The sequence below is a fragment of the Micromonospora sp. S4605 genome, assembly GCF_003176715.1.
Taxonomy (GTDB): domain Bacteria; phylum Actinomycetota; class Actinomycetes; order Mycobacteriales; family Micromonosporaceae; genus Micromonospora; species Micromonospora echinaurantiaca.
On the sequence record NZ_QGSW01000089.1, the window covers coordinates 1 to 20,279 of the forward strand.

At 74.9% G+C, this 20,279-nt stretch carries 20 protein-coding genes and 1 riboswitch; of the genes, 11 read left to right on the plus strand and 9 right to left on the minus strand.

The features are described from left to right. The first annotated feature begins 643 nt into the window (after positions 1-643). Together DLJ47_RS05480 and DLJ47_RS36660 are read left to right on the plus strand one after the other, a co-directional pair. Positions 644-1,042, plus strand: coding sequence for a group I truncated hemoglobin (locus tag DLJ47_RS05480; protein ID WP_109899001.1), 399 nt, complete (start codon positions 644-646; stop codon positions 1,040-1,042). Between the two features lie 2 nt (positions 1,043-1,044). After that, a complete protein-coding gene (locus DLJ47_RS36660) occupies positions 1,045-2,280 on the plus strand; it encodes a globin domain-containing protein (protein ID WP_109899002.1) in 1,236 nt (411 codons plus the stop codon). Positions 2,281-2,322: 42 nt separating this feature from the next. Here DLJ47_RS36660 and DLJ47_RS05490 read toward each other — a convergent pair whose 3' ends face one another. Together DLJ47_RS05490 and DLJ47_RS05495 are read right to left on the minus strand one after the other, a co-directional pair. Then, positions 2,323-3,033 (minus strand): SDR family NAD(P)-dependent oxidoreductase, encoded by a 711-nt coding sequence (locus tag DLJ47_RS05490; RefSeq protein ID WP_109899012.1) that lies wholly within the window; start codon positions 3,031-3,033, stop codon positions 2,323-2,325. Between the two features lie 88 nt (positions 3,034-3,121). Continuing rightward, positions 3,122-3,781 (minus strand): NAD(P)H-binding protein, encoded by a 660-nt coding sequence (locus DLJ47_RS05495; RefSeq protein WP_109899003.1) that lies wholly within the window; start codon positions 3,779-3,781, stop codon positions 3,122-3,124. A gap of 318 nt (positions 3,782-4,099) precedes the next feature. Here DLJ47_RS05495 and DLJ47_RS05500 point away from each other — a divergent pair, with 318 nt between their 5' ends. Next, the gene (locus DLJ47_RS05500; RefSeq protein WP_109899004.1) at positions 4,100-5,008 is read left to right on the plus strand and encodes an NAD-dependent protein deacetylase; all 909 of its coding nucleotides are present in this window, start codon (positions 4,100-4,102) and stop codon (positions 5,006-5,008) included. A gap of 159 nt (positions 5,009-5,167) precedes the next feature. Here DLJ47_RS05500 and DLJ47_RS05505 read toward each other — a convergent pair whose 3' ends face one another. Continuing rightward, a complete protein-coding gene (locus tag DLJ47_RS05505; protein ID WP_088993865.1) occupies positions 5,168-5,524 on the minus strand; it encodes a YybH family protein in 357 nt (118 codons plus the stop codon). 99 nt (positions 5,525-5,623) lie between these two features. After that, positions 5,624-5,721: riboswitch (glycine riboswitch) on the plus strand. A 73-nt stretch (positions 5,722-5,794) separates the two neighbouring features. On the opposite strand from DLJ47_RS05505, the gene gcvP reads away from it, so the two are divergent. After that, positions 5,795-8,614, plus strand: a complete 2,820-nt coding sequence (gcvP, locus tag DLJ47_RS05510) for an aminomethyl-transferring glycine dehydrogenase (RefSeq protein ID WP_109899005.1) — start codon at positions 5,795-5,797, stop codon at positions 8,612-8,614. 125 nt (positions 8,615-8,739) lie between these two features. Here the strand turns inward: gcvP and DLJ47_RS05515 are convergent, their stop codons facing one another. Beyond that, positions 8,740-8,940, minus strand: a complete 201-nt coding sequence (locus DLJ47_RS05515) for a DUF5999 family protein (RefSeq protein ID WP_088993863.1) — start codon at positions 8,938-8,940, stop codon at positions 8,740-8,742. A gap of 96 nt (positions 8,941-9,036) precedes the next feature. On the opposite strand from DLJ47_RS05515, the gene DLJ47_RS05520 reads away from it, so the two are divergent. After that, on the plus strand, positions 9,037-10,260 hold the full coding sequence (locus tag DLJ47_RS05520) for a chorismate-binding protein (RefSeq protein ID WP_199235713.1): 1,224 nt from the start codon (positions 9,037-9,039) through the stop codon (positions 10,258-10,260). Between the two features lie 181 nt (positions 10,261-10,441). Beyond that, positions 10,442-11,047, plus strand: a complete 606-nt coding sequence (locus DLJ47_RS05525) for a YdeI/OmpD-associated family protein (RefSeq protein ID WP_233257672.1) — start codon at positions 10,442-10,444, stop codon at positions 11,045-11,047. Between the two features lie 103 nt (positions 11,048-11,150). Here the strand turns inward: DLJ47_RS05525 and pip are convergent, their stop codons facing one another. After that, positions 11,151-12,101, minus strand: coding sequence for a prolyl aminopeptidase (pip, locus tag DLJ47_RS05530; RefSeq protein WP_109899008.1), 951 nt, complete (start codon positions 12,099-12,101; stop codon positions 11,151-11,153). Positions 12,102-12,143: 42 nt separating this feature from the next. Here pip and DLJ47_RS05535 point away from each other — a divergent pair, with 42 nt between their 5' ends. Further along, positions 12,144-12,629, plus strand: coding sequence for a MarR family winged helix-turn-helix transcriptional regulator (locus tag DLJ47_RS05535; protein ID WP_199235712.1), 486 nt, complete (start codon positions 12,144-12,146; stop codon positions 12,627-12,629). 126 nt (positions 12,630-12,755) lie between these two features. Here DLJ47_RS05535 and DLJ47_RS05540 read toward each other — a convergent pair whose 3' ends face one another. Next, complete coding sequence (locus DLJ47_RS05540) at positions 12,756-13,568, minus strand: ABC transporter permease (RefSeq protein WP_088993858.1); 813 nt, start codon at positions 13,566-13,568, stop codon at positions 12,756-12,758. After that, entirely contained in the window at positions 13,565-14,530 is a 966-nt protein-coding gene (locus DLJ47_RS05545) for an ATP-binding cassette domain-containing protein (RefSeq protein WP_109899009.1), read from the minus strand. The genes DLJ47_RS05540 and DLJ47_RS05545 overlap by 4 nt, the downstream gene beginning before the upstream one ends. A gap of 78 nt (positions 14,531-14,608) precedes the next feature. On the opposite strand from DLJ47_RS05545, the gene DLJ47_RS05550 reads away from it, so the two are divergent. Next, positions 14,609-15,397, plus strand: coding sequence for a TetR/AcrR family transcriptional regulator (locus DLJ47_RS05550; RefSeq protein WP_109899010.1), 789 nt, complete (start codon positions 14,609-14,611; stop codon positions 15,395-15,397). Between the two features lie 10 nt (positions 15,398-15,407). Then, positions 15,408-15,917, plus strand: a complete 510-nt coding sequence (gene def / locus DLJ47_RS05555) for a peptide deformylase (protein WP_088993856.1) — start codon at positions 15,408-15,410, stop codon at positions 15,915-15,917. A gap of 36 nt (positions 15,918-15,953) precedes the next feature. On the opposite strand, the gene DLJ47_RS05560 is transcribed toward def, so the two are convergent. After that, positions 15,954-16,730: a GNAT family N-acetyltransferase gene (locus tag DLJ47_RS05560; RefSeq protein WP_233257673.1), complete on the minus strand. Its 777-nt coding sequence runs from the start codon at positions 16,728-16,730 to the stop codon at positions 15,954-15,956. A gap of 41 nt (positions 16,731-16,771) precedes the next feature. Continuing rightward, positions 16,772-17,545, minus strand: a complete 774-nt coding sequence (locus DLJ47_RS05565) for a sulfite exporter TauE/SafE family protein (protein WP_255562274.1) — start codon at positions 17,543-17,545, stop codon at positions 16,772-16,774. 430 nt (positions 17,546-17,975) lie between these two features. Between DLJ47_RS05565 and DLJ47_RS05570 the strand changes: the two genes are divergently transcribed. Together DLJ47_RS05570 and DLJ47_RS05575 are read left to right on the plus strand one after the other, a co-directional pair. Next, the gene (locus tag DLJ47_RS05570) at positions 17,976-18,755 is read left to right on the plus strand and encodes an endonuclease/exonuclease/phosphatase family protein (protein ID WP_109899011.1); all 780 of its coding nucleotides are present in this window, start codon (positions 17,976-17,978) and stop codon (positions 18,753-18,755) included. 130 nt (positions 18,756-18,885) lie between these two features. Next, on the plus strand, positions 18,886-20,279 hold a 1,394-nt coding region (locus DLJ47_RS05575; protein ID WP_255562275.1), incomplete at its 3' end, for a M14 family zinc carboxypeptidase.

Genomic DNA, 20,279 nt, shown 5'->3' on the forward strand with positions numbered 1-20,279 from the left:
GGTCCGTCGCGGTGGGGTGGGGCTGACGCGTCGCCCTGGTGGCCGTCCGAGGCGCGGGGTCGTCTGGGCTGGTCGGGTGTTTCCGGTGGCCGTGCGGTGGGTGCTTCCCGACGGTCGAGCCGCGCTGGTCGGGCGCGGTTGTGACGTGCGGCACGAGCGACGCGCCGAAGCCTGTTGCAGATTTCGTGGTGACGCTGCGTGTCCCTGGCGGCGGGGTCGGTGGGTGGTTGGCCGTTCGGTGTGCGGGGGCGTCGCTGCGGTTGAGGTCGGGTTGCCGGGTCGGATGAGGCAGCTCGGACGATCGGCCGTCCGGGTGTCTGTGGTGGTCAGCGGCGGGTGTGGGCGCGTTGGGGCCGGTCCGCGGTGGAATGCGGTGGGTGCCGCGGACACGTCGACGATGACTCTGTGTATATTGCCGGTTGCCCATTGTGGAGGTGGCGGCCCGATCCGAGTGTCACGGTGGGTAGTGGAGAGTGTCGGGAATCCGATAGGGGGGCGATGACCGCGGCGGCGTGACGCGCTATGGTCCGTCACGCGGTCGCCCCGGTGCGGTGTCGCCTGCGGCGGCGCTGTTGCGCGCCGGCCGACCGTTGCCCCAGCGCGCCAGCCCCGCGCGACCCCCTCCACCTCGGAAGGAACGACCGTGACGGTTACGGAAGAAACCGCGCCCGCCTCCCACTACGAGCGCATCGGTGGCGCCACCTCGGTCAAGGCCGCCGTCGACCTGTTCTACGACCGGGTGCTGGCCGACCCGGAACTGGCCGGCTACTTCACCGATGTGGACATGCCGGGGCAGCGGCGGCATCTGGCGTTGATGCTGACCGTGGTGCTGGGTGGCCCGAACGAGTACGCCGGGCGGAGCCTGGCCGAGGCGCACCAGCCGTTGCGGATCCCGGTGGAGCACTACGTCAAGGTGGGGGAGCACCTGACCGTGACGCTGACCGAGCTGGGTGTGCCCGGCGACATCATCGCCGACGTGCAGGTGGTGCTGGGGCAGGTGCAGGACCAGGTGGTGTTCAGCGGGAACCCGGCGAGCGCCTGAGCGTGGACGCCGCCCGGCTCAAGCAGAGCTGGTCCCTGGTCGCCGCGCACGGCGATCAGGTTCCGCTCTACTTCTATTCCACACTGTTCCTGGCTCACCCCGAGACCCGGCAGATGTTCCCGACGAACATGGCGGGGCAGCGTGACCGGCTGGTCACCGCGCTGGGGCACATCGTGTCCAACGTGGACCAGGTGGACCGGCTGGTCGGGTTCCTCCAGGATCTCGGCGCCGACCACCGCAAGTTCGCGGTGCGCGCGGAGCACTACCCGGCGGTCGGTGAGGCGCTGCTGGCGACGCTGCAGCACTTCCTCGGCGAGCAGTGGACCGACGAGCTGGCCCAGGACTGGGCCGGCGCGTACGGGCTGGTGTCGCAGGTGATGATCGAGGCCGCGCAGGCCGCCGAGGCGGTCAACCCACCGTGGTGGGTGGCGGAGGTCATCGGGCACGAGCGGCGGGCGTTCGACGTGGCGGTGCTGACGCTGCGTCCGCAGTACCTGCTGCCGTTCACGCCGGGCCAGTCGATCGGGGTGTCCCACCCGTCGGTGCGGTCGTGGCGGTACTACTCGCCGGCGAACGCGCCGCGCGCGGACGGCACCCTGGAGTTGCACGTCCGCGCCGCGCCCGGCGGGGCGGTGTCGTCGCGGCTGGTGTACGGGTCCGCGGTGGGTGACCAGCTCCACCTGGCCGCGCCGGTGGGTGACCGGTTGTCGTTGTGGTCGGCCGGGTCGGCGGATCTGCTGCTGTTGGCCAGCGGCACCGGCTGGGCGCCGGTGAAGGCGCTGGTGGAGCAGCACCGGCACGGGGTGATCCCGAGCGCCGGGGCGGAGGCGAAGCTGCCGGCGGCGAAGGAGGTGAACCTGCTCTCGGCGGCCCAGCGGGAGGCCGAGCAGATCATCGCGCAGGCGCACGACTACGCGCGCCGGGTGGCCGAGTACGCCCGGGTGCAGTACGAGAGCTACGTGCAGGCGGCGGCGGAGGAGGCGAAGCAGGAGGCCGAGCGGGCGGTGCAGGACTACCGCTCGGCGGCCGGGTCGAGCTTCGACGACGGGGTCGCCACCCGGGAGGCGCTGCGGATCTACGGCGAGATGATGATCTCCCACATGCAGGCCGCGGCGCGGCACCTCGACGACGGCAGCGAGCACCTGGCCCGCACCATGGACCGGCTGGTCGGGCAGGCCGGCACGGCGGTGCGCGCCGGCGCCGGGCAGGGCGCGCTGCCCCGCCACCAGCAGCGCTGAGCCGACGGCCGGCCCGCGACCGGCGGGCCGGCCGCGGCGGCCTCACCAGGGCAGCGGTTCGCCGTCGCGGAAGAAGCCGCCGGTGGGGCCGTCGTCGGGGATCCGCACCGCCCACAACACGCTGGCCGCGCCCTCGGCGGCGGTGCGGGGTGCGGCGGGCCCGCCCATGTCGGTGGCCACCCAGCCGGGGCAGACCGAGTTGACCAGGATCCCGTCGGCGGCGAGTTGCGCGGCCAGCAGCCGGGTCAGCGCGTTCAGCGCGGCCTTGGACATGGCGTAGCCGGGGGCGGCGGCGCCCATGCCGGTCAGGGAGCCGCTCTCGCTGGAGACGTTGACGATCCGCCGGCCGGGGCTGCGGTGGCGCATCAGCGGGACGAGGGCCTGGCTGACCCGCCAGGCGCCGAGGGCGTTGACCTCCAGGGTGTCCCGGACGACGGTCAGGTCGGCGCCGAGCGGGTCCTGCCAGGTGTCGTAGTTGATCGCCGCGTTGTTGACCAGCACGTCGAGGCGGCCGTGCCGGTCGCGCAGCCGCCGGGCGAAGTCGGTGACGCTGTCGACGTCGGCGACGTCGAGCCGCTCCACGGTGACGCTGCCGGGCAGGTCCCGGGCCGCGTGCCGGCCCCGGTCGGGGTCGCGGACGGCGAGGACGGTGTGGTAGCCGTCGCGGGCGAGCCCGGCGGCGACCGCCCGGCCGATGCCCCGGTTGGCGCCGGTGACCACCGCCACCGGCGCCGTCTTCGGTGACTCCTGCATGATCACGAGTCTGGCAGCTCGGGTGTCGGCTCTGTCGAGGACCGTGCTCAGGCCGGTGACACCGGCGGGTCCGCCGGCGGTGGCGGCGTCAGCGTGCGGTGACGGCGGCGACCGCCTCGCCGATCGGGGTGTCCCCGCCGACGAGTTCCAGGATCATGCCGGCGCTGGCCGGGGTGTGGAGCAGGGCGACCAGCACCCGGGCGACGTCGGTGCGGGTGACCGCGCCGCGGGGCACCCGCCGGGCCAGGGTGATCCGCCCGGTGGGCGGGTCGTCGGTGAGCCGGCCGGGCCGCAGCACCGTCCAGTCGAGGTCCCGGCCGGTCACGTCGTCCTCGGCGGCCTTCTTCGCCCGCAGGTACGCGGCGAACACCTCGTCGGTGCCGGGGCGCGGTTCGCCCTCCACGCCCATCGAGGAGACCAGCAGGTAGCGGCGTACGCCGGCGCGCTGCGCGGCGTCGGCGAGCAGCACGGCGGCGGCCCGGTCGACGGTGTCCTTGCGGGCCGCGCCGCTGCCCGGGCCGGCGCCGGCGGCGAAGACCACCGCGTCCGCGCCGCCGAGGTGACCGGCGAGGTCGTCGACGTCGACGTGTTCCAGGTCGGCGAGGACCGGGTGGGCGCCGGCGGCGGTCAGCGCGGCGGCATGATCGGGGTTGCGGATCAGGCCGACGGCGGTGTCGCCGCGGCCGGCGAGTTCCCGCAGCAGCAGCCGGGCGATCTTGCCGTGTCCTCCGGCGATGACGACGCGCATACCTGCAACCTAGTGCGACCCCCACCGCCGTTCACCGGGGAGTCCGGTGGGTGTGGTGGATCCACGCCGTCGAGTGGTGGTGGGGCGGGCCTCCGCGGACCGCCTGACCCTCGCGCCGCCCGTGGGCGGCGGGCGTCACGTCGGGATCGGCCGGCGCCGGGCGCCGGCGGAGGCGGTCGCGGGCCCGGCGGGCAGGGCCAGTGGAGGCGGTAGCGGGCCGGCGGGCACACCGGCGGAGGCGGTTCGCGGGCCCGGCGGGCAGGTCGGTGGCCTGCGGCGTGGTCGCCGGGGTGCGGGCGCGTGAGGCAGCATGGACGGGTGACCGAGACGATCGACGCGCTGACCGACCTGGTGGCCGCCGGTGGTGTCGTGGTGCTCAGCGGGGCGGGCCTGTCCACCGAGTCGGGCATACCGGACTACCGGGGGCCCAGCGGCGCGGCCCGCCGGCACACCCCGATGACCTACCAGACGTTCACCGGCGACGCCCAGGCGCGGCGGCGCTACTGGGCGCGCAGCCACCTGGGGTGGCGGACCATCGCCCGGGCGGCCCCGAACGACGGGCACCGGGCGGTGGCCCGGTTGCAGCGCGCCGGCCTGGTCGACGCGGTCATCACCCAGAACGTCGACGGGCTGCACACCGCGGCCGGCAGCGCGCCGGTGGTGGAGCTGCACGGCCGCCTGGACGAGGTGGTCTGCCTGGACTGCGGCAACCAGACCTCCCGGGAGGAGCTGGACCGGCGGCTGCGGGAGGCGAACCCGGGCTTCGACGCCCGGGTCGACGCGGTCAACCCGGACGGTGACGTGGAGCTCCCCGACGCCGAGGTGGCCCGGTTCCGGGTGGTGGACTGCACGTTCTGCGGCACCGGCACGCTCAAACCCGACGTGGTGTTCTTCGGCGAGACGGTGCCGGCGGCACGGGTGGCGCACTGCTTCGACCTGGTGCACCGGGCGCGGCTGCTGCTGGTGCTGGGCTCGTCGTTGACGGTGATGTCGGGGCGGCGGTTCGTGCTGCGCGCCGCGAAGCTGGGCATCCCGGTGGCGATCGTCAACCAGGGGCCGACCCGTGGGGACGGGTACGCGGCGCTCACGCTGGACGCGCCGCTGGGCCGGCTGCTGCCCGCGCTGGCCGACCGGACCGCGGGCGCTCCCGACAGTCCCGCGCTGGCCGACCGGACCGTCGGCGCCCCCGCCAGTCCCGGGACGGTCGCCGCGGCGGCCGCCGGGTAGGCGCCCGGCACCGGGCCGGCCGGTCAGCGCCCGGAGGGGGAGGCCGGCCGGGGGTCTTCCCGGCCGCCCGGGCCGCGTCACGGCAGGCCGGATGAGCGGCGCTGACCAACCGGGCAGCGCCGTGCCGCGCGGACACGGCGGGCCAGGCCGGCGGGCCGCTCAGCTGGCCGGCGGCGCGACGAAGCGGGGCTGGTCGAGCACCCACCGCCAGGTCCCGTCGGGCTGGCGGCGGGCCACCTCCGCGGTGACCGAGCCGTCGTCGAGGCGGGTGGAGGTCAACGCCAGCTCCCCGGCGTACAGGGTGGGCTGCGGCTGGCCGGGGGTGAAGGTGGGCCCGTCGGCGAGCATCTGCTCGAACGCGGCCCGCAGCTGGTCGGCACCGGCGGCGGGTCCGGCCGGGGTGGCGAACACCCCGTCGGGCTCGTAGAGGGCGACGAGACCCTCGACGTCGCGGGCGTTGGCGCGGGCGACGAAGAACCGCCCCAGGTCGTCCGGGCTGGTCGCCGGCTCGGTCATGGGCACCTCCTGCGGTGTGCGCGACTACCCCCATGATCGGGGACGGGGGTACGACATCGGCCCGAAACACCGACGCTGGTAGCGTTGACCTTCGCCGGTACCACCCACGCGGGAGAGACCGCCCACAGCAGCACGGGCGGCGCCGAAGGGGCATATCCTCCCCGGAACCTCTCAGGCAAAAGGACCGCGGGGGCAGGCACTGTGGAGCGCTGCGCGGGCGCGACTCAGGGGGAGGCCGACCCGTCGACCTCGCCCCCGGGAGCGCAGCCCATGACAGAGCAGTTCGCCGCCCGCCACATCGGCCCCGATCCGGACGACGAGCGCCGGATGCTGGAAACGGTCGGATACGGCTCGATCGACGAGCTGATGGACGCCGCGATCCCCGAGGTGATCCGCTGGCACGGCACCCTCGACCTGCCGGCGCCGGCCACCGAGCAGCAGGCGATCGCCGAGCTGCGGGCCCTGGCGGCCCGCAACACCGTCGCCGTGTCCATGATCGGCCTGGGCTACCACGGCACGCACACCCCGGCGGTGATCCGCCGCAACGTGCTGGAGGACCCGGCCTGGTACACGGCGTACACGCCGTACCAGCCGGAGATCAGCCAGGGCCGGCTGGAGGCGCTGCTGAACTTCCAGACCATGGTCACCGACCTGACCGGGCTGGCCACCGCCAACGCCTCGATGCTCGACGAGGGCACCGCGGCGGCCGAGGCGATGACCCTGGCCCGCCGGGCGTCGAAGAGCAAGAGCCCGGTGTACGTGGTCGACGCCGACACCCTGCCGCAGACCATCGCGGTGATCGCCAGCCGGGCCGAGCCGCTCGGCATCGAGGTGCGGGTGCTCGACCTGGACGCCGACGAGCTGCCCGGCGAGTTCTTCGGCCTGCACCTGCAGTACCCGGGCGCGTCCGGGGCGGTCCGGGACCAGGTCGGCCTGGTCGAGGCGGCGCACGCGGTCGGGGCGCTGGTGACCGTCGCGGCGGACCTGCTGGCGTTGACCCTGCTGCGCCCGCCGGGGGAGATCGGCGTCGACATCGCCGCCGGCACCACCCAGCGCTTCGGCGTGCCGATGGGCTTCGGCGGCCCGCACGCCGGCTACCTGGCGGTGCGCTCGGGGCTGGAGCGGATGCTGCCCGGCCGGCTGGTCGGGGTGTCCCGGGACGCCGACGGCAACCCGGCCTACCGGCTGGCGTTGCAGACCCGCGAGCAGCACATCCGGCGGGAGAGGGCGACCAGCAACATCTGCACCGCGCAGGTGCTGCTCGCCGTGATGGCCGGCATGTACGCCGTCTACCACGGCCCGGACGGGCTGCGGGCGATCGCCCGGCGTACCCACGAGATGGCGGCGCGGCTCGCGGCCGGGCTGCGCGCCGGTGGGGTGGACGTCGCGGACGTCGCGTTCTTCGACACCGTCACCGCGACGGTGCCCGGCCGGGCGGCGGACGTGGTCGCCGCCGCGGCGCGGCGCGGGGTGAACCTGCGGCTGGTCGACGCCGACCGGGTGGGTGTCGCCTGCGACGAGACCACCACCGAGGCGCACCTGGCGTCGGTGTGGGCGGCGTTCGGCGTGCCCGCGTTCGACGGCGCCGGCGACCCGGCGCTGCCGGCGGCGCTGGCCCGCACCTCGGACTTCCTCACTCACCCGGTGTTCCGCAGCCACCACTCGGAGACGGCGATGCTGCGCTACCTGCGGCGGCTGTCGGACTTCGACTATGCCCTGGACCGGGGGATGATCCCGCTCGGGTCGTGCACGATGAAGCTCAACGCGACCACCGAGATGGAGCCGGTGAGCTGGGCGGAGTTCGCCCACATCCACCCGTTCGCGCCGGAGGCGCAGACCGCCGGCTACCGGGAGATGATCGCCCAGCTGGAGGCGTGGCTGGCCGAGGTGACCGGCTACGACGCGGTCAGCGTGCAGCCCAACGCCGGCTCCCAGGGCGAGCTGGCGGGGCTGCTGGCCATCCGGTCCTACCACGCCTCCCGCGGTGAGGGGCACCGGGACGTGTGCCTGATCCCGTCGTCGGCGCACGGCACCAACGCCGCCAGCGCCGTGATGGCCGGGATGCGGGTGGTGGTGGTCGGCTGCGACGCCGACGGCAACGTCGACCTGGTCGACCTCGACGCGAAGATCGACAAGCACCGGGACGCGCTCGCCGCGATCATGGTGACGTACCCGTCCACGCACGGCGTGTACGAGACCGGCATCGCGCAGTTGTGCGCGAAGGTGCACGAGGCCGGCGGTCAGGTGTACGTCGACGGGGCGAACCTCAACGCGCTGGTCGGGTTCGCCAAGCCGGGCAAGTTCGGGGCGGACGTGTCGCACCTGAACCTGCACAAGACGTTCTGCATTCCGCACGGCGGCGGCGGGCCGGGGGTCGGTCCGGTGGCGGTGCGGGCGCACCTGGCGCCGTTCCTGCCGGGCGACCCGCTGGGCGGGCAGGTGGCCGGCCGGCCGGCCATCTCGGCGGCGCGGTACGGCTCGGCGGGGATCCTGCCGATCCCGTGGGCGTACCTGCGGATGATGGGCGCGGCCGGGCTGACCCGGGCCACCGGGGTGGCGGTGCTCGCGGCGAACTACGTGGCGGCGCGGCTGCGCGCCAACTACCCGGTGCTGTACGCCGGCAACAAGGGCCTGGTGGCGCACGAGTGCATCCTCGACCTGCGGCCGCTGACGAAGGCGACCGGGGTGAGCGTGGACGACGTGGCGAAGCGGCTGATCGACTACGGCTTCCACGCCCCGACCATGTCGTTCCCGGTGGCGGGGACGCTGATGGTGGAGCCGACCGAGAGCGAGGACCTGGCCGAGCTGGACCGGTTCTGCGACGCGATGATCGCCATCCGGGCGGAGATCGACAAGGTGGGTGCCGGGGAGTGGCCGGCCGGCGACAACCCCCTGGTCAACGCGCCGCACACCGCGGCGATGGTCAGCGGCGACGCCTGGGAGCACCCGTACCCGCGGTCGGTGGGCGCGTACCCGGCCGGGGTGGACCGGGCCGGGAAGTACTGGCCGCCGGTGCGGCGGATCGACGGCGCGTACGGCGACCGGAACCTGGTCTGCTCGTGCCCGTCGCCGGAGGTGTTCGAGAGCTGATGTCGCGGGGCGCCGGGGCGGTCATGGGTGCCGCCCCGGCGGGTACGCCGACCTGCGGTGGGAGGTCCCGACCGGGGGACCAGCCGGGGTCGACGCGACGAACTGGCGTGACGGAGAGTGACAGGTCAGGCGACGAGAGCGTGGCGGGCGGGCCCGCGGTGCGGGGCGATGGTGCGGCCGTCGGGGAGCAGCTCGCCGGTGTCCTCGAAGACGATGACACCGTTGCAGAGCAGGCTCCAGCCCTGCTCAGGGAAGCAGGCGATGACTCGGGCGGCCTCCCGGTCGGTCGCCTCGGCGGAGGGGCAGGTGGGTTGGTGCTGGCACATCGGGTTCTCCGGACTGTGGGGGCACTGTGTCATGGTTCACATGACCAGTGACGCACAGTACCAAGCGAAAGTGGCCAGCATCGAGCACAAGTGCGCGTGGTCGACGGGAAATCCACTGAACGGATGAGGAAGATTGGGCCGGACGGCGTGGAAACGCTCCCAAGCGCGAGGCTGATCGATGTGCCGGCGGCACCCGCGTGCTGCCGCCGTACGCTGGTCGAACGCGCCCGGTGGGAGTGGCGCCCCGCCGACGGCGGCGACCCGGCCACCCTCGCCGAGGACTTCCTGGCCGCCCACGGCGTGGCGCTGCACGACCTGGCCCGCCCGGGCGCCCGGCACGACCCCACCGGGTTGTGCGGGGCCGCGCTCTACGTCTCCGCCGCCGCCGGCGCGCTGCTGGCCGGCACGGCGGCCGGCGCCGCCAACCCGGCCGACCTGCCGGAGGTCGCCGTGGTCGTCTACGGCCACACCCCGACGCCGCCGCCGCCGGCCGCGCCGGCGGCGGCCGGCTGGTGGCTCGGCGACTGGGCGGAGAGCTGGACGCCCCGGCAGCACGCCGACGCGGTGCGGGCGGTGCGGGCGGCCATCGGCCGCGGCGACGTCTACCAGGTCAACGTGGTCGGCCACGCCGCTGCCCGGTACGCCGGCGACCCGCTGCCGGCGCTGGCCCGCCTCGGCGCGCTGCCCGGCGCCCGCTACGGCGGCACCCTCACCGGCGCCGGCTGGGCGATCGGCTGCGCCTCCCCGGAGACCCTGGTGGAACTGGCCGACGGTCGGCTGATCACCCGCCCGATCAAGGGCACCCGCCCGGCCACCGCCGCCGGCCGGGCCGAACTGCTCGCCTCGGCCAAGGAACGCGCCGAACACGTGATGATCGTCGACCTGGAACGCAACGACCTGGCCCGGCTGGCCCGTACCGGCACCGTCCGGGTGGACGAGCTGTTCGCCGTGCGCCGCTGGTGCGACCTGTGGCAGGCCGAGTCCACCGTCTCGGCGGCCGTGGCCGACGGGTTCGGCCTGGCCGACCTGCTGCGCGCGGTCTGCCCCGGTGGGTCGGTCACCGGCGCGCCGAAGCTCGCCGCCCTGGACCGGATCGCCGCCCTGGAGCCGGTCGGCCGGGGCGCCAGCATGGGCGCGCTCGGCTGGGTCGCGCCGGGCCGGATCGACCTGGGGCTGACCATCCGCACCGCCGCCGCCGACGGCGACCGGATGCATGTCTGGGCCGGCGGCGGCATCACCTGGGACAGCGACCCGGACGCCGAGGTCGCCGAGGCGGCCGCGAAGACCGCACCGGTACGCGCCGCCCTCGCCAACCGCTGACCCCCGGGTCCGGGCCGGTGCGACCGGGACCGCCCGACCCCTGGGCGGCATCGGCAGCGACTGTCGGTGGGTGCCGGTACGGTCGGACCCCGGGTCGCCCGGCGCGCTGGTCACCAGGTTGCCGGGCCGGGAACGGACACATTTCGCGGTGGCCGGGGGTGCGGTCGTGGGGGAGATCAGGGTGGGCTCAGCAGCTGAAGCGCCGGAGTTGGTCGTCGCCGACGCGGACGCGTGGCGGGAGTGGCTCGGCGCGCACCATGACAGCGCGACCGGGGTGTGGCTGGTGCTCGCCCGGCAGGGCACGACGCACCCGACCAGCCTCACCTACGACCAGGCGCTCGACGAGGCGCTCTGCCACGGCTGGATCGACGGCCAGGCCGGCCGCCGCGACGAGAGCACCTACCGGCGGCGGTTCACCCCGCGGCGCCCCCGCAGCCCGTGGTCGGCGCGCAACGTCGACCTCGTCACCCGGCTGATCAGCGAAGGGCGGATGCGACCGGCCGGAATGGCCGAGGTCGAGCGCGCCCGGGCGGACGGCCGGTGGGACGCGGCCTACCCGGGGCAGGCCACCGCCGAGGTGCCCGACGACCTGGCCGCCGCGCTGGCGGCGCAGCCCCGGGCGCGGGCGATGTTCGACATCCTCACCGCGCAGAACCGGTACGCCGTCCTGTACCGGGTCGGCGGCGCCAAGCGCGCCGACACCCGGGCTCGGCGGATCGCCCAGTTCGTCGACATGCTCGCCCGCGGCGAGACGGTCCATCCGCAGCGGCGCGCCCTCGGCGACTGACGATCCGTCCCGGCGCCACGGCGCCACCGCCCGCTCGGACCGACGGGCGGTGGCTGGCGCGTCCCGGCGGCGACGGCGCAGGCGGGTGGACGGCGCCGGTGTCTCAGCGGCGGCCGGCGAACTCGTCCAGCGCGGCCAGCACCCGCTCGCCGATGCCGTGGCCGGATCCGTGCCCGGCGGCGTCCAGCAGCTCCAGGCGGGCGTCCGGCCAGGCCTGCGCCAGCCGCCAGGGGATCTCCGGCGGGCTGCTGATGTCCAGGCGGCCGTGCAGCAGCACCCCCGGGATGCCGGCGAGCCGGCCCGCCTCGCGCAGCAGCTGGCCGTCGGCCAGGAAGGCGGCGTGCCGCCAGTAGTGGGTGACCAGCCGCGCGAAGGCCATCCGGAACACCGGGTCGGTGTAGCGGGGGTCGGGACGGTGGCCGGGGACGGTGCCGACGTGGGTGTCCTCCCACGCGCACCAGTCCCGGGCGGCCCGCTCGCGCACCGCCGGGTCCGGGTCGGCCAGCAGCCGGGCGTACGCGTCGGCGAGGTCACCGTCGCGGTCGGCGGCAGGCACGCCGTCGCGGAAGCGGGCCCACTCGGCGGGGAAGATCCGCCCCATGTCCCGGGTGATCCACTCGACCTCGCGGCGGCTGGTGGTGACCACGCTGAACAGCACCAGCTCGCTGACCCGCGCCGGGTGCCGCTGGGCGTAGGCCAGGCCGAGGGTGGACCCCCAGGACGCGCCGAGCACCAGCCAGCGGTCCACGCCCAGGTGCTCGCGCAGCCGCTCGATGTCGGCGACCAGGTGGTCGGTGGTGTTGACGGACAGGTCGACGGCCGGGTCGGCGGCGTGCGGGCGGCTGCGGCCGCAGCCGCGCTGGTCGAACAGGACCACCCGGTAGCGGGCCGGGTCGAAGTAGCGCCGCCAGCTCGGCGTGGCGCCGGAGCCGGGGCCGCCGTGCAGCACCACCGCCGGCTTGCCGGCCGGGTTGCCGCAGGTCTCCCAGTACACGAGCTGGCCGTCGCCGACGTCGAGCATGCCGTGCGCGTACGGCTGCACCGCTTCGTACATCCCGTCCTCCCTCAGATACAACAGCGCTGTTACATTAGCGGGGTGACGGACGTGCCGGACCGGGAGGCGGTGGGGACGCTGCTACGGCACGTCCTGGAGATGCTCGACGGCGACGTGGCCACCGTCTACGCCGAGCGGGGCCTGGCCGACTACCGGCCCCGGTTCTCGCCGCCGCTGCGGGTGCTGGTCGCCGACGGGCCGCTGCCCATCCGGGACCTGGCCCGCCGGGTCGGGGTCACCCACTCCGCGGCCAGCCAGACCGTGACGCAGATGGCCCGGGCCGGGCTGGTCGAGCTGATCCGTGGCGCGGACGCCCGGCAGCGCATCGTGCACCTGACCGACCGGGCCCGCGACCTGCTGCCGGTCATCGAGGCGGAGTGGACGGCCACCACCGCGGCGATGCGGGAACTGGACGCGGAACTGCCGGTGCCACTGGCCGACCTGCTGCACGCGGTGCTCGCCGCGGTGGGTCGCCGGCCGCTGCGCCAGCGCATCGCCGACGCCGGCCTGCCCCCACCGCCCACCTGACCCGTCGACCGGGCCGCCGGCATCGGCCGCTCGCCGCCCGACCGGGCTGGCGGCGACCGCCGGCCGAAGATCACGGCCGAGGGGCGCCACCGGCGTGGGCGGCGCCCCTCGGCGTGCTGGTGCCGGTCAGCGGCTCAGCCGCCGGTAGCGGCGCACCGACAGCGGCAGGAACACCGCGATCAGCAGCACCGGCCAGGCCACGGCGAGCACCACGGCGTGCTGCGCGGCGAACGAGTCGCCGCCCCAGCCGGGATTGCCGAACAACTCCCGGCAGGCGGCCACCGTCGCCGACAGCGGGTTCCACTCGGCCAGCGCGGCCAGCCAGCCCGGCATGGTCTCCGGCGGCACGTACGCGTTGGAGGTGAACCCGACCGGCCAGACCAGGATCTGCAGCGCCACCACCGACTCCGGCCGGCGCAGCAGCAGCGCCAGGTAGATGCCGGCCCAGATCAGCGCGACCCGCAGCAGCAGGAGCAGCCCGATCGCGGCCAGCGCGGGGAGGAGGCCGTTGCGCCACTGCCAGCCGACCAGCCAGCCGCAGCCGAGCATCACCGCCAGGCCGGCGGCGGAGTGCAGCACGTCGGCGGCGGCGCGGCCGGTCACCACCGCCGACGGGGCCATCGGCAGCGACCGGAACCGGTCGGTGACCCCGCGGGCGGTGTCGGTGGCCACCGCGGCGTACGTCGCCTCGATGCCGAAGGCCATGGTCATGGCGAACAGGCCGGGCAGCAGGAACTCGCGGTAGTCGCCGCCGCCGGGCACCGACATCGCCCCGCCGAACAGGTAGCCGAACATCAGCACCAGCAGCACCGGGAAGAGCAGCCCGACGATCAGCTGCCCGGGCTGGCGGGCCCAGTGCCGCAACGCCCGGCCGGTGAGCACGGCGCTGTCGGTGACGGCCCAGCGCAACCGGGCCGGGGCCAGGGTGAGGTTGCTCATGCGGTCACCGTCCGCTCGGTCGGGGTGTCGGTGAGGCGCAGGAACACCTCGTCGAGGGTGGGGCGGCGCACCGCCACGTCGGCGACGGCGACGCCGGTGCCGTCCAGCGCGCGCAGCACGGCTGCCAGGGCGGTGACCCGGTCGGCGACCGGGACGCTGATCCGCAGCGCGGCCGGGTCGACGGCCGCGGTGGCGGCGGTGGCGGCGGCGACCAGGGCGGCGGCCCGGTCGAGGTCGTCGACGCGGTCGCACACCACGTCGAGCCGGTCGCCACCGAGGTCGTTCTTGAGCTGGTCGGGGGTGCCGGCGGCGGCCACCCGGCCGGCGTCGATCACCCGGACGGTGTCGGCGAGCTGGTCGGCCTCCTCCAGGTACTGGGTGGTCAGCAGCACGGTGGTGCCGTCGGCGACGAGGCCGCGTACGGCGTCCCACACCTCGCTGCGCCCGCGCGGGTCGAGCCCGGTGGTGGGCTCGTCGAGGAAGAGCACGCCCGGAGCGCGGACCAGGCTGGCGGCCAGGTCGAGCCGGCGACGCATGCCGCCGGAGTAGCCGGAGACCGGCCGGGTGCCGGTGTCGGCCAGGCCGAACCGGTCGAGCAGTTCGTCGGCGCGGGCCCGCGCGGCGGGCGTCGACAGGTGGTGCAGCCGGCCGAAGAGGACCAGGTTCTGCCGGCCGCTGAGCACCTCGTCGACGGCGGCGTGCTGCCCGACCAGGCCGATCGCGGCCCGTACCCGGTCGGGGTGGCGCAGCACGTCGTGCCCGGCCACCCGGGCCCGGCCGGCGTCGGGTCGCAGCAGGGTGGTGAGGATCCGCACGGCGGTGGTCTTGCCCGCCCCGTTCGGGCCGAGCAGGGCGCAGACCCGCCTGGCCGGCACCGCGAGGTCGAGCCCGGCCAGGGCCTCGGCGTCGCCGTACCGCTTGCGCAGCCCTTCGGCCTCGATGGCCGGTGTGTCGTCGTGCATCCGTGCTCCCGTCTCCCGCAGTGGCGGCGTACACCGTACCGTACAAAGTACGGTACAGGCGACGGTACAGTGCGGGGCGTGACGACGGAGTACAGCGGCACCGGCGACCCGGCCCGCAGCCTCGCCCTGCTGTGGCGCACCCGGGAACGTGTCAGCCGCAAGGGGCGCCCCGACCTGAACGTCGACCGGATCGTCCGGGCCGCGATCGAGGTCGCCGACACCGAAGGACTGGCCGCGCTGTCCATGCGCCGGGTCGCCGAGCGGCTCGGGGTGGGCACCATGAGCCTCTACACGTACGTGCCGGGCAAGGGCGAACTGCTCGACGTCATGCTCGACACCGTCTACGGCGAGGCCGCCCGCCCCACCGACGTGCCCGGCGGGTGGCGGGGCCGGCTAACGCAGATCGCCCGCGAGACCCGGGCGCTCTACCTGCGCCACCCGTGGCTGCTGCAGGTCGCCACCACCCGCCCGCCGCTGGGCCCCAACGTGATCGCCCGCTACGAGTACGAACTCGGCGCCGTCGACGGCATCGGCCTGACCGACCTGGAGATGGACGCCGTGGTCACACTGATCTCCGGGTTCGTGCACGGCGCGGTACGCGGCGCGGTGGAGGCCGCCCAGGCCGCCGAGCGCACCGGGATGACCGAGGAGCAGTGGTGGCAGGCGCACGCCCCGTACCTGGAGAAGGCGATGGACCCGCGCCGCTTCCCGCTCGCCGCGCGGGTCGGCGCCGCCGCCGGCGAGGAGTACCAGGCCGCCGGCGACCCGGCGCGCGCCTTCGAGTTCGGGCTGGACCGCATCCTCGACGGCATCGAGGTGCTGATCCGCGACCGCCCGGCCGGTGGCGCCCCGCCAGCCGCCGGATAATCTTGCCGACATGACGATGCGGCCCATCCGGATCATCGGCGACCCGGTGCTGCGCACCCCGTGCGAGCCGGTGACCAGCTTCGACGCCGAACTGCGCGCCCTGGTCACCGACCTGATGGACACCCTGCTCGGCGCGCCCGGGCGGGCCGGCGTGGCCGCCAACCAGATCGGGGTCAGCGCCCAGGTGTTCGTCTACGACGCCGACGGCCACCGCGGACACCTGGTCAACCCGACCCTGGAACTGTCCGAGGAGACCCAGGACGACGACGAGGGCTGCCTGTCCATCCCCGGGCTCTACTTCCCGACCCGGCGGGCCATGCACGCCACCGCGCACGGCTTCGACCAGCACGGCGAGCCGCTGACCATTTCCGGCAGCGGGTTCCTGGCCCGCGCGCTGCAGCACGAGACCGACCACCTGGCCGGCCGGCTCTACGTCGACACCCTGCGCGGCGACGTCCGCCGCCGGGCGCTGCGGGAGATCCGCGCCGGCCAGTTCGACTCGTCCCGCCAGCGCGGCTGACGGCCACCCACCGACCACCGGAGCGGGGCGCGGGCGTCAGGCGCGGCGGGCGGTCAGCGTGTACTCGCCGTAGTCGGCGACGCGGGTGAAGCCGAGCCGGTCGTACAGCCGCAGCGCCGCCGTGTTGTCGGCCTTGACGTTCAACGTCACGTGCTCGACCCGGTCGCGCAGCCGCCCGCACAGCGCGGCCACCGCCGCCCCGGCCAGCCCCCGGCCGCGTACCCGGGGATGGGTGGTGACGTTGCCCAGCGCCGCGACCCGGTAGGCGGGGGAGTACACGTGCACCCCGGCCACCGCCACCAGCTCGTCGCCGTCGCGCACCCCCACGTACTGGCCGGTGTCCAGCATCCGCGGGTCGAACCAGTTGCCCGGGTAGGCGGCCGCGTAGAGCCGGCGCAGCGCCGGCAGGTCACCGGCGTGCAGCACCACCCCCGCCGGGGTCGCCGCGGCCAGCCGCGCCGGGTCGGTCAGCGCCATCTTGTGGTGACCGCCGGCCGCGTCGAGGGTGAACCCGTCGGCCAGCGCCGGCTCCAGGCCGGGGGACAGGTGCGCGTACAGCCGGGCCGGCAGCACCGGCACCAGCTCGCGCAGCAGCCCTGCCAGCGCCGGCACCCGCGCCGGGGCGGCGAACGCCAGCAGGGTGGGCGGGTCGGCGCCGTGGTACAGCAACGCCACCTCGTCGCCGCGGCGGAACCACGAGGTGTACGGCCAGAAGAAGTCGTCCAGGTCGCCCAACTGGTAGGCGTGCAGCACCGGATCCCGGCCCAGCAGTCGCGCCAGGACGGCCCGGTCGTGTTCCGCGCGTACCGGCACCCGCCGATGATCACACATCGGCCGCGCCGCTCCGCGGCCGGTCAGCCGGCCAGCCACTGGTCGTAGCCGAGCTTGCCGACCAGCGCCACCACCACCACCAGCAGCACCAGCCGCACGAACCCGGCGCCGCGGCGCAACGCCATCCGCGCCCCCAGCACCGCCCCGGCGATGTTGCACACCGCCATGCCCGCGCCCAGCAGCCACCACACGTGCCCGGTCGCGGCGAACACCACCAGCGCGCCCAGGTTGGTGCCGGCGTTGACCACCTTCGCCATCGCCGAGCCGTGCACGAAGTCCGCGCCGATCAGCGCGGTGAACGCCAGCACCAGGAACGTGCCGGTGCCCGGGCCGATCAGCCCGTCGTACAGGGCGACGCCCACGCCGGCCACCGCCACCGCCGCCACCACCCGCTTCGGCGTGCGCCGCTGCGGCGCCGCCACCACGCCGAGCCGGGGCCGCAGCAACACGAACACCGCCACCGACACCAGCACCACCAGCACCACCGGCCGGTACGCCGACCCCGGGACGCTGCCGGCCAGCGCCGCGCCCAGCCCGGCGCAGAGCACCGCCAGCCCGGCCGCCGGCCCGGCCACCGCCCAGTCGAGCTTGGTGCGCCGCGCGTACGTCACCGCCGCCGTGCTGGTCCCGGCGATCGCCGCCAGCTTGTTCGTGCCCAACGCGGTGGCCACCGGCATCCCGGGCGCCCCCACCAGCAGCGCCGGCAACAGCAGCAGACCGCCGCCGCCCACCACCGCGTCGACCCAGCCGGCCATGGCGGCCGCGGCGAGCAGGGTGGTCAGCGATACGGGGTCCACGGGCCGCCATTCTTCCCACCGCCGCCCCGGCGACGAGACCGTCTGTGGCCAGCCTCACCAGCACCGACACCCGGCCGGTGCCAAATCCGGGCAGGTCAGCCGCCCTGCCCCGGCGGCCCGGCGGTCCGGGCCTGACCCGGCACCACCCCGGCCGGTACGGCCCGCGCGCTCACCGCCCACGGGCTGCCCGGACGCCGCGCTGACCCGACCGAACTGCACCACGCAGCGCCGCACATCGCGCGGCACGCCCAGCTCGACGAGCACCCGGAACCCGACCGGGCTGACAAGCCATGGGCGGGGGGAGTGGATCAGCGGCCGCGGCGGCGCCGCAACCAGACACCCACCGCGCCGACCGCCACGAACACCAGCGCCGAACACAGCAACACCCTGAGCACCGGGCAACTGTGCCACGGCGTCGTAGGGTGCAAACGTGCGCCTGGCCACGTTCAACCTGCTGCACGGCCGTTCCCTCACCGACGGCCTGGTCGACCCCGACCGCCTCACCGCCGCCGTCACCGCCCTCGACGCCGACATCCTCGCCCTGCAGGAGGTCGACCGCGACCAGAGCCGCAGCGGCAAACTCGACCTCACCGCCATCGCCGCCCGCGCGCTCGGCGCCCCCGAACACCGCTTCGCCGCCGCCGTCGTCGGCACCCCCGGCGAACGGTTCCGCCCCCTCACCCACGACGACGACGGGCACGGCGAACCCTGCTACGGCGTCGGCCTGGTCAGCCGCCACCCGGTCCGCAGCTGGCGGGTCACCCGGCTGCGCCCCGCGCCGGTCCGCTCACCGGTCTACGTCCCCGGCCCCGGCGGCGGACTCGTCCTGCTGCACGACGAACCCCGCGTGCTCCTCGCCGCCATCCTCGACACCCCGCACGGCCCGCTCACCGTCGCCGCCACCCACCTGTCCTTCGTCCCCGGCTGGAACGCCCACCAACTGCGCCGGGTCGTCCGCGCCCTGCGCACCCTGCCCGCCCCCCGCATCCTGCTCGGCGACCTGAACCTGCCCGCCTGGGCCGCCCGCCTCGTCTCCGGCTGTCTACCCCTGGGCCGCCGCCCCACCTACCCCGCAGGGCAACCCCGGGTGCAACTCGACCACGTCCTCGCCGACCGGCAGGGCATCGACCAACTGCCACCCGTCACCGGCGTGCACACCCCGCTGTCCACCATCTCCGACCACCGGCCCCTGCTGGTCGACCTCGGCTGAACGGTCAGCGGCGACGGGGGAGAGAACCCCTTACCGCAAGAATTGCTCAAGGTCGTTGCGTCACTCATCCATGCCGATCATGCTGGTCCAAACCGCGTCACGGTCAACCAGTCCTCGCCATGGAGGCCACGTGAGACGCCGAAACATCCTCATCGCACTGTCCACACTCCTGGCCATCAGCCTCGTCGCCACCCCGGCCAGCGCCCGACAGCAGCAGACCGCCGCCCCCAACCAGGTCACCGACCTCACCGCCCAGCAGGCCGACGGACACACCACCCTCGCCTGGCAACCGGTACCCGACGCCACCGACTACCAGATCGAACGCACCGCCGTCGACCACACCGACACCCCCACCGGCGCGCCCACCATCGTCGGCATCTGGCGCCCCAACCGGCAGATCAACCAGGAATCACCCACCTTCGCCGACGCCGGCTACCACCCCGGCGACCGGTTCCGCTGGCGCGTGCGCGCCCGCATCGGCACCACCGAACAGCCCTGGTCCGACCCGGTCGCCGGCACCACCACCGCACCCTGGGGCAACCCCGACACCCCCGGCGAACAGCTACGCACCCAGTGGGAGACCACCCGCGCCGCCCAATACACCAGCGACACCGACGAGTACGCCTACACCGCCGCCATCGACGACCTCAGCGACCGGGTCCGCGTCGTCGAGATCGGCCGCACCGTCCGCGACCGGCCGATCAACATGTTCGTCATCGGCCACCCGACCCCACCGGCCACCCCGGCCGCCGTCGCCGCCACCGCACCGCTCGCCATCAACTGCAACGTGCACGGCAACGAACCCGGCGACCGCGAAGCCTGCCTCATCCTGGCCCGGCAACTCGCCTTCAGCACCGACCAACGCGTCATCGACCTGCTCAGCCACACCACCGTCCTGATCGTCCCCACCATCAACGGCGACGGTCGCGCCGCCAACACCCGCGGCAACTCCACCGGCCAGGACCTCAACCGCGACTACTCACTCATCCGCCAACCCGAAACCGCCGCGTACGTCACGATGATCCGCGACTACCGGCCCGTCGCCGGCTACGACGGCCACGAGTACGGCAACTCCCGCGCCGGCGACCTGCCCATGCTGCCGCCCCGCCACCAGAACGTCGCCCAGGCCATCTTCGACGAGTCCCAGGACATGATCGAAGGCCACATGTACCGCCAGGGCGCCCAGGCCGGCTGGTGGGCCTGCCCCTACGGCTGCGAAGGCGGCGGCAACGTCGGCCTCAGCGAGGAAACCATCCTGCGCAACACCCTCGGCCTGAAGAACGTCGTCAACAGCCTGCTCGAACTGCGCAGCTCCGGCGGCCAGACCCGACCCGACGAGGGCAACACCACCAACAACCGCCGCCGCAAGACCTACTCGGCGCTGTGGACGTTCCACCAGTTCCTCGACTACCACCGCGCCCAACTGGCCGACATCACCACCGCCCGCGCCGAGGCCATCACCGGCCAGGCCGCCAACACCGGCCGGCTGGTCTTCCGCGGCTCCCGACCCATCCCTTATACACA

Coding starts and splice junctions, on each gene's coding strand:
- DLJ47_RS05505 (WP_088993865.1), bottom strand. CDS start 5,524: ATGACCGAGCCGGCGACCAGCCCGGACGACCTGGGGCGGTTCTTCGTC.
- DLJ47_RS05490 (WP_109899012.1), bottom strand. CDS start 3,033: ATGCAGGAGTCACCGAAGACGGCGCCGGTGGCGGTGGTCACCGGCGCC.
- gcvP (WP_109899005.1), top strand. CDS start 5,795: ATGACAGAGCAGTTCGCCGCCCGCCACATCGGCCCCGATCCGGACGAC.
- def (WP_088993856.1), top strand. CDS start 15,408: ATGACGATGCGGCCCATCCGGATCATCGGCGACCCGGTGCTGCGCACC.
- pip (WP_109899008.1), bottom strand. CDS start 12,101: ATGTACGAAGCGGTGCAGCCGTACGCGCACGGCATGCTCGACGTCGGC.
- DLJ47_RS05545 (WP_109899009.1), bottom strand. CDS start 14,530: ATGCACGACGACACACCGGCCATCGAGGCCGAAGGGCTGCGCAAGCGG.
- DLJ47_RS05540 (WP_088993858.1), bottom strand. CDS start 13,568: ATGAGCAACCTCACCCTGGCCCCGGCCCGGTTGCGCTGGGCCGTCACC.
- DLJ47_RS05495 (WP_109899003.1), bottom strand. CDS start 3,781: ATGCGCGTCGTCATCGCCGGAGGACACGGCAAGATCGCCCGGCTGCTG.
- DLJ47_RS05515 (WP_088993863.1), bottom strand. CDS start 8,940: ATGTGCCAGCACCAACCCACCTGCCCCTCCGCCGAGGCGACCGACCGG.